The sequence below is a fragment of the Paenibacillus sp. CF384 genome (assembly GCF_900106745.1).
In the GTDB taxonomy this organism is placed as follows: Bacteria; Bacillota; Bacilli; order Paenibacillales; family Paenibacillaceae; genus Paenibacillus_Z.
In genome coordinates, this window is the sequence record NZ_FNNV01000019.1 from 83,480 (window position 1) to 99,588 (window position 16,109).

General features: G+C 47.0%; 15 protein-coding genes. 5 read left to right on the top strand and 10 right to left on the bottom strand.

Going from position 1 to position 16,109, the window contains the following annotated elements; translation table 11 throughout:
* Nucleotides 1-82: 82 nt before the first annotated feature.
* From BLW29_RS25420 to BLW29_RS25435, 5 genes are all read left to right on the top strand, one after another.
* Nucleotides 83-2,011, top strand: coding sequence for a hypothetical protein (locus BLW29_RS25420; RefSeq protein ID WP_090984910.1), 1,929 nt, complete (start codon nucleotides 83-85; stop codon nucleotides 2,009-2,011).
* Nucleotides 2,012-2,018: 7 nt separating this feature from the next.
* Entirely contained in the window at nucleotides 2,019-2,183 is a 165-nt protein-coding gene (locus tag BLW29_RS31550; RefSeq protein WP_177186822.1) for a hypothetical protein, read from the top strand.
* Nucleotides 2,184-2,368: 185 nt separating this feature from the next.
* Nucleotides 2,369-3,808, top strand: a complete 1,440-nt coding sequence (locus BLW29_RS25425; protein ID WP_090984912.1) for a spore germination protein — start codon at nucleotides 2,369-2,371, stop codon at nucleotides 3,806-3,808.
* Nucleotides 3,805-4,905 (top strand): GerAB/ArcD/ProY family transporter, encoded by a 1,101-nt coding sequence (locus BLW29_RS25430; RefSeq protein ID WP_090984914.1) that lies wholly within the window; start codon nucleotides 3,805-3,807, stop codon nucleotides 4,903-4,905. Before BLW29_RS25425 ends, BLW29_RS25430 begins: the two co-directional genes overlap by 4 nt.
* The gene (locus BLW29_RS25435) at nucleotides 4,902-5,996 is read left to right on the top strand and encodes a Ger(x)C family spore germination protein (RefSeq protein ID WP_090984916.1); all 1,095 of its coding nucleotides are present in this window, start codon (nucleotides 4,902-4,904) and stop codon (nucleotides 5,994-5,996) included. Before BLW29_RS25430 ends, BLW29_RS25435 begins: the two co-directional genes overlap by 4 nt.
* A 56-nt stretch (nucleotides 5,997-6,052) precedes the next feature.
* Here BLW29_RS25435 and BLW29_RS25440 read toward each other — a convergent pair whose 3' ends face one another.
* The 10 genes from BLW29_RS25440 to BLW29_RS25485 form a co-directional block, all read right to left on the bottom strand.
* A complete protein-coding gene (locus BLW29_RS25440; RefSeq protein WP_090984918.1) occupies nucleotides 6,053-6,853 on the bottom strand; it encodes a (2Fe-2S)-binding protein in 801 nt (266 codons plus the stop codon).
* 16 nt (nucleotides 6,854-6,869) lie between these two features.
* Nucleotides 6,870-7,925 (bottom strand): ABC transporter substrate-binding protein, encoded by a 1,056-nt coding sequence (locus BLW29_RS25445; RefSeq protein ID WP_090984920.1) that lies wholly within the window; start codon nucleotides 7,923-7,925, stop codon nucleotides 6,870-6,872.
* Between the two features lie 128 nt (nucleotides 7,926-8,053).
* Nucleotides 8,054-9,697 carry a helix-turn-helix domain-containing protein gene (locus BLW29_RS25450; protein WP_090984922.1) on the bottom strand — a complete coding sequence of 548 codons (1,644 nt, stop codon included), beginning with the start codon at nucleotides 9,695-9,697 and terminating at the stop codon, nucleotides 8,054-8,056.
* Between the two features lie 122 nt (nucleotides 9,698-9,819).
* Nucleotides 9,820-11,517: an extracellular solute-binding protein gene (locus tag BLW29_RS25455; protein WP_090984924.1), complete on the bottom strand. Its 1,698-nt coding sequence runs from the start codon at nucleotides 11,515-11,517 to the stop codon at nucleotides 9,820-9,822.
* Between the two features lie 69 nt (nucleotides 11,518-11,586).
* Nucleotides 11,587-12,501 (bottom strand): carbohydrate ABC transporter permease, encoded by a 915-nt coding sequence (locus tag BLW29_RS25460; protein ID WP_090984926.1) that lies wholly within the window; start codon nucleotides 12,499-12,501, stop codon nucleotides 11,587-11,589.
* Between the two features lie 40 nt (nucleotides 12,502-12,541).
* Nucleotides 12,542-13,501 carry an ABC transporter permease gene (locus BLW29_RS25465; RefSeq protein WP_090984928.1) on the bottom strand — a complete coding sequence of 320 codons (960 nt, stop codon included), beginning with the start codon at nucleotides 13,499-13,501 and terminating at the stop codon, nucleotides 12,542-12,544.
* A 396-nt stretch (nucleotides 13,502-13,897) separates the two neighbouring features.
* Nucleotides 13,898-14,551, bottom strand: a complete 654-nt coding sequence (locus BLW29_RS25470; protein WP_090984930.1) for an FMN-dependent NADH-azoreductase — start codon at nucleotides 14,549-14,551, stop codon at nucleotides 13,898-13,900.
* 43 nt (nucleotides 14,552-14,594) lie between these two features.
* A complete protein-coding gene (locus tag BLW29_RS25475) occupies nucleotides 14,595-15,053 on the bottom strand; it encodes a cupin domain-containing protein (RefSeq protein ID WP_090984931.1) in 459 nt (152 codons plus the stop codon).
* A gap of 58 nt (nucleotides 15,054-15,111) precedes the next feature.
* Nucleotides 15,112-15,600: a cupin domain-containing protein gene (locus BLW29_RS25480; RefSeq protein WP_090984932.1), complete on the bottom strand. Its 489-nt coding sequence runs from the start codon at nucleotides 15,598-15,600 to the stop codon at nucleotides 15,112-15,114.
* A gap of 14 nt (nucleotides 15,601-15,614) precedes the next feature.
* Complete coding sequence (locus BLW29_RS25485) at nucleotides 15,615-16,109, bottom strand: cupin domain-containing protein (protein ID WP_090984934.1); 495 nt, start codon at nucleotides 16,107-16,109, stop codon at nucleotides 15,615-15,617.

Here is a 16,109-nt window from a genome sequence, read left to right on the forward strand (position 1 = left end):
ATTTTGATATACTTTGCGAATGTCGGGTTGTATTATTTTGGAATTTAATGATTACTATCAACTAGAAGGAGGCTTGCCGGCAATGCCGATCAACACGTTCAACAGAAGCATTCTGCTCACAATTCTGAGCCTATTCGCAATACTGTCAGCTCTCCCATCTCCACCTGTCCATGCTGAAGGGAAGGCGACGATGGAGGTTTTGCAGACGGACTGGTCGTATCTATACGGGGGCGATGCCCCCATTGAAGCGCAATACTATGCCTATGGGAACGGAATTTACGTCAGCACAAGCCAGTATACATCGAAGGATGGCGTCCATTGGACTAACAAGACGACAGCCGAGAATGAGAGAGATCTCAGCAAAATTGTCTTTGGCAAAGGGCAGTTCATTGGATTTAACGATGAGAGCTCCGAGAAAGGTACTTCTGTTTGGACTTCCGCAGACGGGGTAAGTTGGTCGGAAACACCGTCTTACCTCCCAATGGGCAACGTTGTGGATGTCGTATTTACGGGCAAGCGCTTCGTCGTGGTTGCTTCAGGCAAATCCTATACGAAGCAATTTAAGAGCGTGGTCGCGACTTCCGATGACGGCGTGACATGGACGGCACATCCGGGGCAGCTCGAGACCGATATCAATGAGCTCGCATGGAATGGGAAAGTCATGCTCGCCAGAACCGCAAAGTCTCTCTTCTATTCGACCGACGGCTTGGCTTGGAAGAAAGTATCCATCCCCGTTAAAGGAACTTATGGGGATCTGGCGTACATGAATGGAAGCTTCTATCTCGCGGCAGACGGCGCCATACTTGTTTCGCAGGACGGAATCAAATGGTCGGTTACTTCCACAGCGAATAAAAACTGGACGCAAATTAGATGTTTGCCGAAGAGATGCTTCGTCTTGGGCAAGACCAAGCAAGATAATCCTGTCTATATGACAAGCAGCAATGGCAAGACATGGTCAACGTCCAAGGTCCCCAGCGATGACTTCTATATCGATGGCATTGTCTATGAGAAATCGAAGTATGCGCTCAATCGCTATGATGTGATCTACGAATCTGCAGACGGTATTAACTGGGTAACCAAACCTAAGAAATCCTTTCCTCCGGTATTTCTAACCGGCGCAGCAGCAGCTAACGGCAAGCTGGTGAGCGTTGGCGGCACGACACCTACGTCACAAGCTAATAATGAACCCCTGAATTGGCGCGGTTCTATGGTCGTGAACGCAAACGACAACCATCAGTATAGCAGCGTGAAGGGAAAGTTTCCGCTCTACGATGTCATCTGGACGGGGAAAAGTTTCTTCGCAGTCGGTCAAAGCGGTCTGATGATGACGTCAATCGATGGACTGAAGTGGACGAAGCTGGCTTCACCTACGCAGCAGACACTCATTCAAGCCGTAATGGCGGGAGACAGCTACTACGTTGTTGGTGATGGCGGCATTATTTTATCATCGAAGGATCTGAAGACTTGGCGTAAACACGTGGTCAATCCACATCTTGCTTTCCGCGGCATTGCATGGAATGGCAAGACGCTGCTTGCAGTAGGCGAGAATGGCATGGCGGTTCGTTCGGATGACGGCCGGAATTGGACGAAGACGATTCCTTGGGCGGGGAATAAAAATAACTATTATGATTATTCCGGCGTGGCATGGGGCAATGGCTCGTTCGTAGTCATTACGGATATGATGTACGCCAATTCCGACGATGTGCAGCTATTCCGGTCGGAGGACGCCAAGAACTGGAGCTACCACGTGCGCTACAACAGCGGCATCGAAGCACGTGGATCGCATACCGGACTACACGATATCCAGTATACGGGAGGGATGTTCGTCGCTGTCGGCTGGGACGGCGTCATCCTAGTCTCAAGAGACGGCATCATCTGGTCGCGGCTATCCACTGCGTTCGGTTACAACATCTTGACGGCGGAGTATTACAACGGTCAGCTCTACGTGTTTACTGCTGTCTCTGCCGTGCTGAGAACGAAGCTGGATCCGGCGACTCTTAAGTCATTATGACAGCTTCGTGCAGATTGAGAGCCTGCCTGACCAGAACGAGGAAGTGATCGCTGTTGCACAAGGCTTCATGGAGCGTGTAACGGGCCAATCGCTCACAGGTTTAGCCGATTCCATTGCGCAAACCGCACGAGACAACAACTATAAGTACGACAGGATCAATGAACGGATATGAGATTTAATGATTATCGCGTCAATTATAGTTTTCTCGACCGCGGAGAGGGCAACCAGACGACGAACATCTTGTTTAATTATTAACCCCGAAGACATCCGCCCTCACTTCATAGGGCAGATGTCTTTTTTACATAATTTTGGAATTCGTGGTTAACATAAGAAAACCAGTGGAAAGGAGGGAAATCTATGATAACGGATCGATCGATTGAAGAATCGGAGCAATATTTCAAAAAGTTCTTCTCTGAACAAAGCGATTTTCAATCGAAGCAGCTGTTTATTGGAGGAACGGAATTTAGGCTGTTTTATTTCGATACGTTGATTGATTCCTCCCTCGTTCAAGATTTCATCATAAAGCCGCTGCTTCTGCGTCCGAAGGAGCCGATCCGCGATGTCGTTTCGATTCTCGACTATACGGAATCCGAGCAAACGGAAGACGCAATTAAGGCATTGATGTACGGTAAAGCCGTGCTGCTTCGTGCCGGAGAGAGTACGCTTTACCTGCTCGGAGTGGATTTAAAGAAGGAGCGCTCCATCAATATTCCGATCAACGAGCGAGTGCTGCGCGGCGCGAACGAAGCGTTTATAGAAAATTTAGATACGAATATTAATCTGATGCGCAAGCTGATTAACTCTACGGACTTCGTCGTAAAGACGTATACGCTTGGTAAGCTTTCGCAGACGAAGATAGCTGTGATGTATATCAAATCAATTGCGAATACAGCGATCATCGAAGAGGTGGATAGAAGAATCAATAGCATTGATATGGATTATGTCGAGGCACCGGGATTTATTGATGAGATGATCCGGGACCAGAAATTCACCCTGTTTCCACAACTGCTTATTACGGAACGACCTGACCGCGCACGTGCTTATCTAATGGAGGGGAAGGCTGTCATTGCAACTGCAGGGTCACCGGACACGATCATCCTTCCGGTGTCGTTCTGGTCTTTTTTCCAAAGTCCGGATGACTACCAAATAAGCTGGCTGTTAGGCACGATCTTTCGGCTTCTGCGGATCTGCTGCTTTATCATTACGATTGCCCTGCCTGCCTTCTATGTTGCCGTCAGTTCCTTCGATCAGCAGCTGCTGCCGATTAATTTCGTGAATACGCTGCAGAGCTCTCTGAAATACGTCACGTTTCCGCCGCTTGCCGAAGCACTGTCGATGATGCTCCTGCTTGAGATCTTAAGAGAAGCGACGATTCGGCTCGCGAGTCCCGTCGGCCAGACGATCGGCGTAGTTGGCGGTATCGTAATCGGAACGGTGGTCGTGCAGGCCAATTTGGTTTCCAATACGGCCGTTATCATAGCCGCATTAACCGGACTGGCTTCCTTCATCATGCCTTCGTACGAGATGAATAGCGCAGTTCGTTTGCTAAGCTATCCAGCGCTCATTCTATCTTCGTTGTTCGGCCTGCTTGGTCTTGTCCTATTCTTGATGATCATTTGTATCCATCTATGTCAAATGGATACGATGGGGCTTCCCTATTTCACGCCTCCCTTCTCCTTCAACGATATGAAGGATACATTATTTCGCGCACCGATTTGGAGCTTGAACAAACGGACAGACGGAACGGCAGCGAAAAACCGAACAAGGATGCGAAATCCTAGGAGTTGGAAACGTTGAAGAAGGAAGCCCACATTACCGGACGACAGTTGTTATCGCTCGTGGTTATGGCGCAGCTCGGTACCGAGGTATTATCCCTCCCCCATGTAGGAGCAGGTGTTTCCGGACATGACACTTGGCTGTCGGTCTTGCTGAGCGGGCTGGTTGCTCAAGTAGGCATTATGCTGATTTGGTGGCTCGGGGGCAGATATCCGGCATGTAATTTCTACGCCTATGTACCGTTAATTGTAGGCAAACCGATTGGCGCTCTCGTCAATTTGGTGTATGGATGCTATTACGCCATTTCCGGGCTTCTGGTGACATTGCTCTATACCGACATCTTAAAAAGATGGTTGTTTGTTGTTACGCCTACCTGGATCATTTTACTGATGCTGCTGCTTGTATCCGGCTTTGCGGCAACGTCGACACTGAAGAAGCTTGCTTCTATATCACAATCCTTTATGTTCTTCGCTTACGTCAGTTTGCTGCTCATCGTAATTAGCGGAGTTTACGGAATTGACGTGAAAAATCTACTGCCTGTTCTGCATGCCGGCTGGTATCCGGTTATGAAGGGAGTCTATACCGCTTTCAGCGCTTATGTAGGATATGATCTGCTCCTATATGCTTATCCGTATGTGAAGACTTCAAGCAAGAAGATGCTGCTTCTTGCGATGACGCTGGCTAATGCCTTTACCTTAGTCTTCTATGTTGCGGTATGCCTGATTTGCTCCATGAGCTTTAGCGTTAAACAGCTCAACCTTATTCCGGAGCCGCTTATTTTCATATTAAAAAACTATCAGCTTGAAATTCTGCAGAGCATTGATATCTTGTTTCTCATTTTCTATGTATGCGTGGTTTCGGCAACGGTCTATGTCTATTTCTTCATGGCGGCAAAAGCATTCCTGCATCTACGCAGTCAAGGTCTCGGCAAGCAGCATGGTTGGGTATGGACTATCGTAAGTTTTTGCTTCCTGGGAGGTTTATTCTTGACCAAACGTATGGACATTTTGAACTTATCCTCGGTACAGGATCGCCTCTCCATAATTTTGGTTATTCTTCTGCCAGTCGTCCTGCTCATGATTTCCGGGCTTCGAGGCACCGGGAGGAACCAACTATGAAGAAAGTGATGACAGCACTGATCCTCTGCCTGCTGCTGACTGGATGCTGGGATCAGGATAAACTGAAGAACATGCTTTTTGTCGATGTGATCGGGATCGATTACGAAGAGAACAGCAAGCAGCTTAAGGCAAGTTTCGTTACTTCCTCGCTTGAGAATGCAAGTACGGGGGGAGGCAAACCGAATAATTTATATCTGGAGGCAACAGGGGATGACCTCTATGACGCCGTAAGTCATGTCAATAAGCAACACCCTGGTATTCTGTCCGTACAGCAGACGAGACTCTATCTGATAAGCCCCAAGTTCGCCAAAGATCAACCGCTGGACTATCTGAATATCGCCGGCCAATTTCTAAACAATCCAACTTATGCCCATCTGGCTTTATATGACGGCGATATTTCGAAATTGCTGGAGAAGAAGATGAACGATCAGACCGTATCCGATTATCTGGTTGGCTTGATTGAAGATGAGAATAAGAGAGGAACATTCCCCCGTAACAAATTGCTCCAATATATGTTCGAGGGAAATGCCTTCATCAACGATTTCGCGCTCACCCGGTACGAACCTTATGGGGACGGGGCTCGTCTAGCAGGAACCTCGTTGTTTCGGGAAGGAACTTATACCGGAATTAACCTGGATGCTGAGGACACCTTGCTGGCCCATCTCATGGATGGCGCAAAAGGTAAAAGTCAGCTGATTGTCGGTGAAATTGGCGGAGAGAGTTATTCGATTCTGGTTAAGAATGCTAAAGCGGATTACCCGATTATCTATAAGGATAACCGCATTCGAGAAATCGAAGTCTCTCTAAGATTGGATGTTAAATTAATTAAAGACGGACTTAAATGGAAGAAACACACAAGCAAAATGCTCACAGAGATGGAAAAGAAAATCGCCGATGATCTCACTCCGAAGGTAGCTAAAGTGATGGAAACCTTGCAAAAGGCCAATTGCGACTCCCTCCAGCTTGGACATCGGGTTGCCGCCTATCATCCGAAGCTGTATGCAGGCATGAACTGGCGGGAAGTTTATCCGACGATCAAGATGAAGACAATCGTTAAGATCAAGATCCTTAATACCGGCATATTGGATTAATGGTTGGATGGGCAAAATAAAACGCTGTTGCAAGCGCAACAGCGTCATTCATTTGGTTAGTACTGACCAGCCGCTTTCATTAATGCACGCTCATTCTCTTTCAGACGCGGGCACGTATAACAATAAATAAATTCCTTGCTTTCGCGAAAAGGTATACGATAAGCTAGGCAGCAAGCCGTCTTCAATGCCATTGTATGATCCGGATTCTCAGGATGCTCGATATACCTGCGTTTCGTTGCAAAAGGATTTTTCGGCAGTCCGAATGCGCTGGCATCGATATCCATCAGACGGGTCTGGAAGTGATCGAGGATTGCCTGTCTTCGTTCCTCTTCCGTAACCTCGTCAAGCTCCTCCTCCAGTTGATCATAAGCGGCATCCACAATTTGCCCCCACACTAGAATCGGATTCATTCGAGCCGCGCGCGCCAGCACTTGAACCAGAGGCGTTACTTGTTCCCTGTAGAAAGAATCCAGCTCTTTCTTCACCCAAGCACCGCGGCCTTCGACCGGAATCTCTCTGTAGAGGTTGTTGTTGTTGATTAGAAATAAAAACTCCGGATAGGATTCTCCGTGAACTAAATGAACGGTCAAATTAGAGAATGATACGTCTAAGACAGCGTCATTCCAGTGAAACATCATATGATGCAACGCGGCGCACACGCACGCATACCAGCTGATGAAGATCGCTGCCACTTCAGGCCGCTCTTTTGCTTGGATCAGCGGACTGTATATATTCATTAAATGCAGCAGTTTCTCTTCATTTAATAAATCTACAGCGGGCATGATGAGCACGGGTTTCTCTGGCACTCTCGATATCAGAAAAAACTCCTCGAGTCGCTCCAAGTCATTCGTACTCATAGCATACCCTCCATTATTATTGTTTTCCTTCAAATGCATGAACAACATCGTCGATGGCGCTGCTATCGGCAAGCGGAGACATGCCAAGGTTAAACCATTCCTTGCTTCCCATGAGATAAACGTGGTTGTTCTTCACCGCCGTCATGTTCTTCCATAGAGAGCTATCCATCATTTCTTTGTACCGGTCCTTCACGGCTTGGTTCGCATCGTCGCTCATTTGCAGAATGATATGATCCGGGTTGTACTCCGGGATTTTCTCCAGTGAAATCGAAAGGCTGTTCTCGCTCTGCGGGAAATTTTTAATGGCGCTCAGGCCAAGCCCTTTATGAACAAACTTGCCGCGATCGCTGTTTTCTCCGTAAATGAAGATTTCCTTATCCATAATCTCCATATAGAGCACGGTCTCATCGCCGGCTAATTCATCGAGCTTCTTCTTAGCATCCTCTTCCTTGGCCTGCAAATCAGTAATGACCTTCTCGGCCTGTTCTTTCTTACCGAGGACTTCTCCAATATCGCGTAATTCGTCGCGCCAATTGCTCCGCTCCGGCAGAAGAACGGTAGGAGCGATTTTGGAAAGCTGACCGTAATCCTTATCCGACCACCACGTCGGTGCAATAATCAAATCCGGCTTAGATGCAAGGATAGCTTCAAAATCAGGTGTTCGTGCAATGCCCATTTTGAGCGTATCTTTAAAGGAATCCTTCAAGTAGGAAGGGAATTCCAGGTGATAGTTTTGAACGGCAATCGGCGTTACGCCAAGCGCGTACAGAAACTCCGGATAAACGACGGATAGGCCAATGACCTGTTTAGGGTCGGCCGGAATGCTGACGTCCCCTTTCAAGGTTTTCACCACGCGCTGTTGATTGGTTTCCTCTGCAGCTGCATTACCTGTGTTGCTTGTGTTAGCAGCATTATCTGTGTTGCTAGTGTTAGTTGTGCTGCTAGTGTTGCTCGCATTCTCTTCTGCCGTATCGGACTTATTCGTCGATGTGTTAGTCGCTCCGCAAGCCGTACTAACCATAATGAGTAATACGATAATTAAACCCCTGACCCAACGTACGTTTCGTTTCATTTCTCCGGTACTCCTCCTGAAAACTATTATCGACAGGATAATCTCTAAATAGAATTGATTATCATTATCATCTATTAGGAGTATAAATGAATTTTGGATTTCGGAATATTGATAATAACGACATAAACTTATGCACGATTGCGCCAAATATTGAGCGCCTCTTCAAGCACGAACTCATGCGTAAACGCCGTGTATTCAATCCAAGGATACGCGGGAATGAATGCTACGCGATTGCCCACGACCGCCTCCAACCTGTTCCAATCTTCGGAATTCGCTATGGTTTTCCACGTAGATTGGGAAAGGGAATCCTCGTCCACGACGAGTAAGATTCGGTCTGCCGCAAATGCCGCCAGCTGCGAAGGATTCACTTGCTCATCCGGTTTCATGCGATCTACACCATGCGCGGGCATCAGCTGCAAATCATCGTAAAATACCGTAGCCAGACTTCGCTCGGCCAATACGGTGCAGTGCTCACCTGTTATTCTCAGGATGAGAAGACGATCCTCTTTCACTGTGTCCCGGACTGCTTCTCTTACGAAGCGAGCTCTACGATCATAATTATCCAGCCAAACTTCCGCCGCGGCAGACATATCCAGAAACTGGGCGATTAATCGCAAATGCATGCGCCAGTCATTCTCCATCCACGGCACGAAATAAGCCGGTGCGATGGCCTTCATCTCGTTCTGTTCCTCAATTGAGGCATGAATATCGACCCCGATGATAAAGTCAGGGGCGGCATGCCCAATTTCCTCTTTCTTCTCCCATTCAATCGAGCTGAGCGGTACTACAGCGTCCGTTTCATATTTTCTTCTATAGTAATCGGTCCAAGGATGTTCAGCCGGCGCTGCGCAAGGCGTAATCTGAAGGGCGATCAGCTGCCCGATATTCGCGTTATGATAAGCGATGATCTTCTTCCTGCTGTTCTTCATAAATGCCGCTGGCGGTATGCCTGTGACCTGTCTGAATTTGCGCCGGAAATAAATATCATCCTGATAGCCGACATGCCTTGCAATATCTCGAAGCCGATCTTGTCCACCTGCTCGAATGAGCTGCTGCGCTTGTTTAATTCGATATAACGTCAAATAATCAATCGCGCCGGTGCCATACCTCTTCTTGAACAATCGCATGAAATGACGCGAACTGATGCCTACTAATTTGGCCAAATGTTCGATCGTCAGTTCCTGCCGATAGTGCTGCTCAATATATCCTTTTGCATATTCCAAAGCGGCTTCCAAGCCGATTTCTTGGACGAGAAGCGCCTCCCCCAGAATGGTTTCAATCAATTCTTGGAACAGAATTTGACTTCGGAAGCGTTTCAAAGGTTCTCCGCTCTTCATGTATTCGTCAATTGTCCGGCATGCAATATGAAGGGATACCGGCGATGAAACGTTCACTTCCCCTTGCACCGGAAACGGGCTGTTCCGAGTAACTCTCTGCAGCGAATCCGAAGAGGCAAGTTCATCACTGAAAACATCGAATCCCAATTCATAGAAACCCCGTTCATCAAGCGAATGAACAGTGGCTTGAATGAGTTGGCCCGGCTTTAGTACATATACGCTTCCTTGCCGAAGTTCTAAGGAATATCCATCTATATGAAGACGGCCTTTACCGCTGGCCATGACGAGCATCATATGTTTCTCGATAAATTGAAGCTTAAGCTCCCATTCATTCCTGTGCTGTTTACGATGCGTGATATCTCGAAGCTTACATAGTAAGCCTTCCAGTGAAGCATATACGTCGTTGTGCTCAACCTTCTTATCTCTACCATCCAAAGCAAGATCACCACCCTAATACGATCTATAATCCATTATAAGTAGTCTCCCAAACATAAAACAGACCAAACCGCACGAACATGCGATTTGGTCTATTTTACTAATTTCCAATCAACCTCATATTACCAGCCGATATCGTCGCGCGCTGCAGCTTTTTCACCGACATACGCCGCCATTTCTTCTACACCGGCAGATTTAAACTTGTCTTGAATGCCGTGCAGCATCTTCAGCGCTTCGTCATCGGACTTCGCGTAGCAGGCTTTGCGGAACTCTTCGTCAAAGTTTAAGCTTGCCGTTTTGTCTCTGAACTCTTGGTATTTCGGCCAATCTCTTACTAGATAAGTCGCGCTGACCTTATCGATAATTTGAATCGGAAGTCTCTTCGAGTAGCTTGCCTCGAGTTTCTCCCATTGCGTCTTCTGGTCATCCGGAATCGGCCAAGTGACTTCGGAGGAGAATGCGCCCATGAAGCTGCCGGAGAGATAGTTCAGACCTTCGTCGCGCTTCACATCCGGATTATCGTCGAATTGCTTCTTCACGTCTGCAACCCATTGCGGCTTACCATCTACCATAGTATAATCCTTGCCTTCAATACCCCAGTAAGCGAGCAGTCGGCCTTCGTCGCTGTTCAAGTAATCAATCAGACGCAGAGCTGCATCCGGATCTTTGATCTTCGCGCTCAAGAAGATAACCGGGAAGCCGGAACGGCCTGGCTTCTCGACTTGCGTCACAATGTTGCCGCTCTTGTTCTTCATAGGTCCAAGCAGCTCGTACTGCATTTCCGGATTCGTCTTGTAGAGCGTTTTCTGCAAATCGCCGATCATGCTTTGAGCGCCGAATACGGCCAGCTTGCCCGTAGCGAGCTTCTCTTTCGCAGTTGTATCGGTATTGCTGAACGCCTCCGGATCAAAGAGACCGCCCGTGATCAGTTTTCTCATATACAGCAGGCGAGCTTCTTGGTCCTTGGATTGCGTCCAGTGGATCAGCTTGCCGTCTTCCTGACGGAAGTCCGAAATGTTGTAATCGGACCAGCCGGATAGGAATTGGCTATAGTCCCATCCATTATGCATCGTACCGGAAGGGATGACCGGCTTGCCGCTAATATCTTTGAAGCCGCCGTTCTTGATTTGAGTCAGCAGATCCGCGAGCTTGTCTTCCGTGTCGATATCAGCACCGTTCACACCCAGCGCCTTGAGGATATCTCCACGGGCATAGAGACCGTAGTTCCAGTTATGAATGCTCTCCGGAGTGCCGTCCGGCGTCTGCATTGGAATGACATATTGCTTGCCCTCCAGATCAGGACTATTCAGGTCGAATTCTGCAAAGTCCTTCGCTACGCCTTGCGTCAACAGTTTCTTCACGTTCGGATATTTATCGAGATAAGGGGTTAAATCGAGAAGCTGGCCTTCCAAAGCCGCTTTCTTGATGACTTGTCCTTCCCCGCCTGTCGTCGACCAGTACGGCGCATTTACGATATCCGGAACCGTATCGGAAGCGAAGATCGTGTTCAGTTTCTCAACTTCGCTTGTTGTGATGGATTCCAGTTTTAACGTCACGCCTGTTTTCTCTCTAACCACTTTCGCAACCGGATTGTTTTCCTGATCCTGCGGATACCCTGCGCCACCACCGTTCCAAGCACTTAGGAAGGATAGCGTTGCTTCCTTAGGTGCATTAGAAGCGTTTTCTCCCGAGTTCTCCGAATTGGTTGAATTCGTAGTGCCCGGATCGTTGTTGTTTCCTCCACAAGCCGTTACGGATAATGCAATCATCGGGATGGCAAGCATCAAGCTAAGAGAACTTTTGAGTCTGGTCTTACGCATTAGACAAGCCCCTTTCTGTTGCTAATTTTTTATATATAAAAGGCAATGCCTTCTATACTCGGTACACGACTATTCCTTGAGCGAACCTACCAGGACGCCTTTAACGAAATACTTCTGAAGGAAAGGATACACGCAGATGATCGGTGCCGTAATGATGATTACGAATGTCATCCGGAGTGCCTCAGGCGTTACGCCTCGCAGCGCCATCTGGTTTTCGTTCATGTTCTTAATGGACGATCCGCTGCTCGAACCCGTCATCGATTGGAACGACGCTTCACTGATCATTTTGTTCAGGAACGTGGCTGCAGGTTGAAGATCTTCTTTCTGGATGAAGAACTGCCCGGTAAACCAGTCGTTCCAGACGCCTACCCCGACGAACAGCGCTATGGTAGCCATTACAGGCATCGAAAGCGGGAGAATAATTCGCCAGAATACGCTTAACTCGCTTGCACCGTCGATTCGCGCCGATTCCGATAAACCTAACGGGATCCCATCGAAGAACGTCTTCATAATGATGGCATTGAAGAAGCTATACAGCGACGGAAGGACAAGCACCCAGTACGTGTTCAGGATATGCAGCTCACGGTACAGAATGAAGGTCGGAATAAGACCTCCGCTGAACAGAGTTGTGAAGAAGAAGAAGAAGACGATATACTTTCTGCCCGGCAAACCTTTCCGCGAAAGCCCATAGGCCAGCAAGGCCGTCAGCAGTGTAGAACCCACGGTTACGATAACCGTTCGGGAAATGGAAATCCAAAAGGAATTGAGAATTTGAGGGTTATTGAATGCTTTGGTGTAGTTCTCAAGCGTACCGACCCTCGGGAAGAAGTAGATACCGCCCTTCATAGCGTCATAGCCGTCATTGAAGGATAGCGCCAAGAAATAGATAAAGGGATAGAGTGCCGTCAGGCAGAATATGAGCAGCAGCGCATAGTTCACTGTGGAATAGAATCTATCGGATGCCGACAGTTTTCTCACACCCATACCTGCACCTCCTTAGATTCATGTAATAGATTTGGCCTGATTACCATAGCGATACGTCGCTCACTTTTTTGGACACTTTATTCACGACCACGATGAGAATCAGCGAGATCATGGACTTGAACAAGCCGATAGCCGTGGAGTAAGCAAATTGTCCCTGCTGAATACCTGTTTTCAATACATAAGTATCTAATATCTCCGAGACGCTGAGTGTAGCAGGTGTCTGCATCAACCAGATCTGGTCAAAGCCGGCGTTCAGAACGCCGCTGAGCGAGAAGATCAGCAAAATACCAATCGTAGGCGTCAGACATGGCAGCGTAATCTTAAACAGCTTGCTCCACCGACCTGCCCCATCCATTTCCGCTGCTTCGTACAAATGTGGATCGATATTGGTCAAAGCGGCCAAATAAATGATCGAGCCCCATCCTACGCCCTTCCAAATATCCGAAATGACGACCAGCGGATAAAATAAGGATGGCATCCCCATAAAGAAGATCGGCTCATACCCCATATGATCCCTGATGTCATTGACAAGTCCCACGTTAGGAGAAAGAATTTTCTGCATCAGCGTCACAACGACGACCCAAGATACAAAGTGTGGCAGATAGGAAATCGTTTGGAAGATTCGCTTTAATTTGTTATGCATAACGCCGTTGAGCATCAATGCAAGGATGAGCGGCGCCGGGAATCCAAGTAACAGCTTGAGGAAGCTAATGGACAGCGTATTGTAAAGCACCGAATAGAAACTGGAATCGCCCAAGAATTGTTTGAAATACCGCAGGCCTTCCCAAGGACTGTGCAAGATCCCCAGGTTGTATTTGAAATCTTTGAACGCAATCAGGATACCGTACATCGGGTAATAGCAGAAAACGACATACCAGATAAAAGCCGGGAGCATAAATAAGTAGATCGATCTGAAACTCCAAATCTTAGCCCATGCATTGTTCTTGTTTAACCGAGCCACTTCGGGCATGACTTCAACTCTTGCATCTTTTGCAATCATTACTCCTCCCACCTTCTACAGGATATGGTCAATCGAAGCCTTTCAAATTAATGAAATCGATTACTGAAATCGTTTTCATTAACCTTATACAAACATAATATATTTAATATATTTAATCAAGCCTTATCATAGTAAATACTTTCCAACAGCATTCGACAAATCATGATTCTTCTGAATGAAGCTCAGTTTTGATCAATAAGGGCAAATTACCCAGATTCACGAACTGTCAATACGATTTATTCAAAAATATAACATATTTAATATGTTTTTAAATCGGCAATATATTAATTAACCATGAAGAACAAACGAGCCGATGATGCCTTTGCATAAACTTCACACAAAAAAAACCACATTGGATTCAATCCAATGTGGTTGCTTATTGTTTTTTATAGGCTATCAGTGCTTCATTTCAGGAACTTTGGCTAAATAGGACGCGGCTCCCTCAGCCTCTTTATAAGCTTTCGCCAATATTTCATTCCGATCTAATACAGCTGTTCCTTGAACTCTGACGATCTGATAATCTTCAATGCCGAGGAAATGAAACATGGATTTGAGATATTTATGGGAAAATTCAACTTCCGTATACCAGTCATTATTGGTGTACACGGCACCGCTGGCTTGGATAACAAGAAGGCTTCGACCGTCATTTAACAGCCCTACCGAACCATTCTCCGTATATTTGAATGTCTCGCGAGGAATCAGGATGTTATCCATATAATCTTTAAGCTTGGAGGAAATATTAAAGTTATGCAGCGGCATTGCGATGACATATTTATTGGCGCTCTTGAATTGCTGCAGCACTTCAGCCATCCGCGATGTTACTTTCTGTTCATCGGCAGTAAGCTTCTCGCCTTTCGCAAGCTTGTCCCATGCACTTAGTACCGTTTCGTCGACTGCCGGTACTTCTTCGCTGTACAGATTAATCTGTTCGATGGTCTCACTTGGATTCAATTCCTTATAGGTCTTCACAAAATGATGAAGAACGTTCGAACTGAAAGACGTTTCCGATTCTACCTTCGGATGGGCATTAATGATAAGCATTTTATTCATGTGTCTCTCTCCTTCTGATGTGGAAGTCCTGTGTTAGGTAATGTTAGCCAAGCGAGATGCCAATTGATGCATTGTCCTCAGGGGTACCTAGCCAATAACCATAAGCCAGAGCTACTGTAACGAAATGCATTAACACTTCAGGCGCGGGAGGGCCTGGTGGCACAGTATCAGTCGGTCGTCCTATTTCATTGAAGAATTCGCCCATTTTCGCCGTCGATGCGACTAACAAGGTTACGGTTTCGTTAGAGGCGTTTCTCCAAGCGTGCTTTACGTTTCCCGGAATATCGATCGTTTCACCGGCGGTAACCGCTCTCCAGCTGTCGTTTGTGAAAGCCTCGAGTTCACCTGAAAGAACAACGAAGGTTTCGCGATCATCATGACTATGAACAGGAACGATTACACCCGGCGGAACTTCAGCCTTCATCAGGGAGTAGTCCCTATTTTCCGATAAGTCTGTTAAGAGTTGAATACGTGGTCCCATGACATCCAAAACTGCTGACATATTAGTAGCCTCCAAATAAGTGCTTTGATTTTATGAAAATGACAGTGCATTCGTTACGTTATTTATGAAGTGGCGGACCCACTATATCTACGTGAAATGTTTTGCATACTTTCTCCATTTCATCTAATGGCATCCCGTTTATTGTCTGCCAGAAAGCTTCTTCTCCACCTGGAATAAACATGATCTGCACATGTAAACGAGAGTCGCCAAAATTAGCGAAAGCATGAGGCGTACCTTTGGGAATGTTGACGATATCGCCCACTCCCGCATCAAACTCTTCTCCATCTACACGAAATCGAACTTGTCCTTCCAAGATACGGAATATTTCATCGGTTCTCTGGTGAATGTGAAGCATCGGTCCATACGGCGGTTCATCCTTCGGGTCCATCATGACTTCAATCAAGGAGTATGTTCCATTCGTATCTTCGCCTTTAATGCGGATTCTATACTTTTCTCCGGGGGTATGGATCAAGTCGATCCACTCCGCTTCCTCATTTTGTCGAAAAATGGCATGTAGTTCTTTGTCAGTTTGTTCATGATGTGTCATGCAATTGCCCTCATTTATTGTTCAAGTGGTGGCCCAGTGAAGATGACCTGATATTTGGTTCTGGACAGTTCAATGATTTCTTCGATTGTCTTGCCGACACAGTCCTGGAATGCAAGCTCATCGCCCGCGGGAGTAAACGTAATTTGCAGATGCAGCGGAGTGTTAAGGTCGAAATTTGCGAAAGTATGCTCCGTGCCTTTGGGAACGACAACGATATCGCCCGCTTCCGCATCGATCTCCTTGCCGTCTAAATAGAATCGAGCCTTTCCTTCAATGACGCGGAAAATCTCGTCGGTTCTTTCATGAACATGAATGGGCGGGCCAAATGATGAACCGTAGGAAGAATCCTTAACCAGATCCAAGATGGAGTATGCGCCATTCGTGTCTTCGCCTGTTACGCGAATACAGATTCGTTCACCCGGTACGTGTTCCACTTGCTGCCACTCGATTTCTTTATTCCGGTGAGAAACAGCTTTGCGTTCCTTTGCTTCTTCGTGATGATTGCTCAT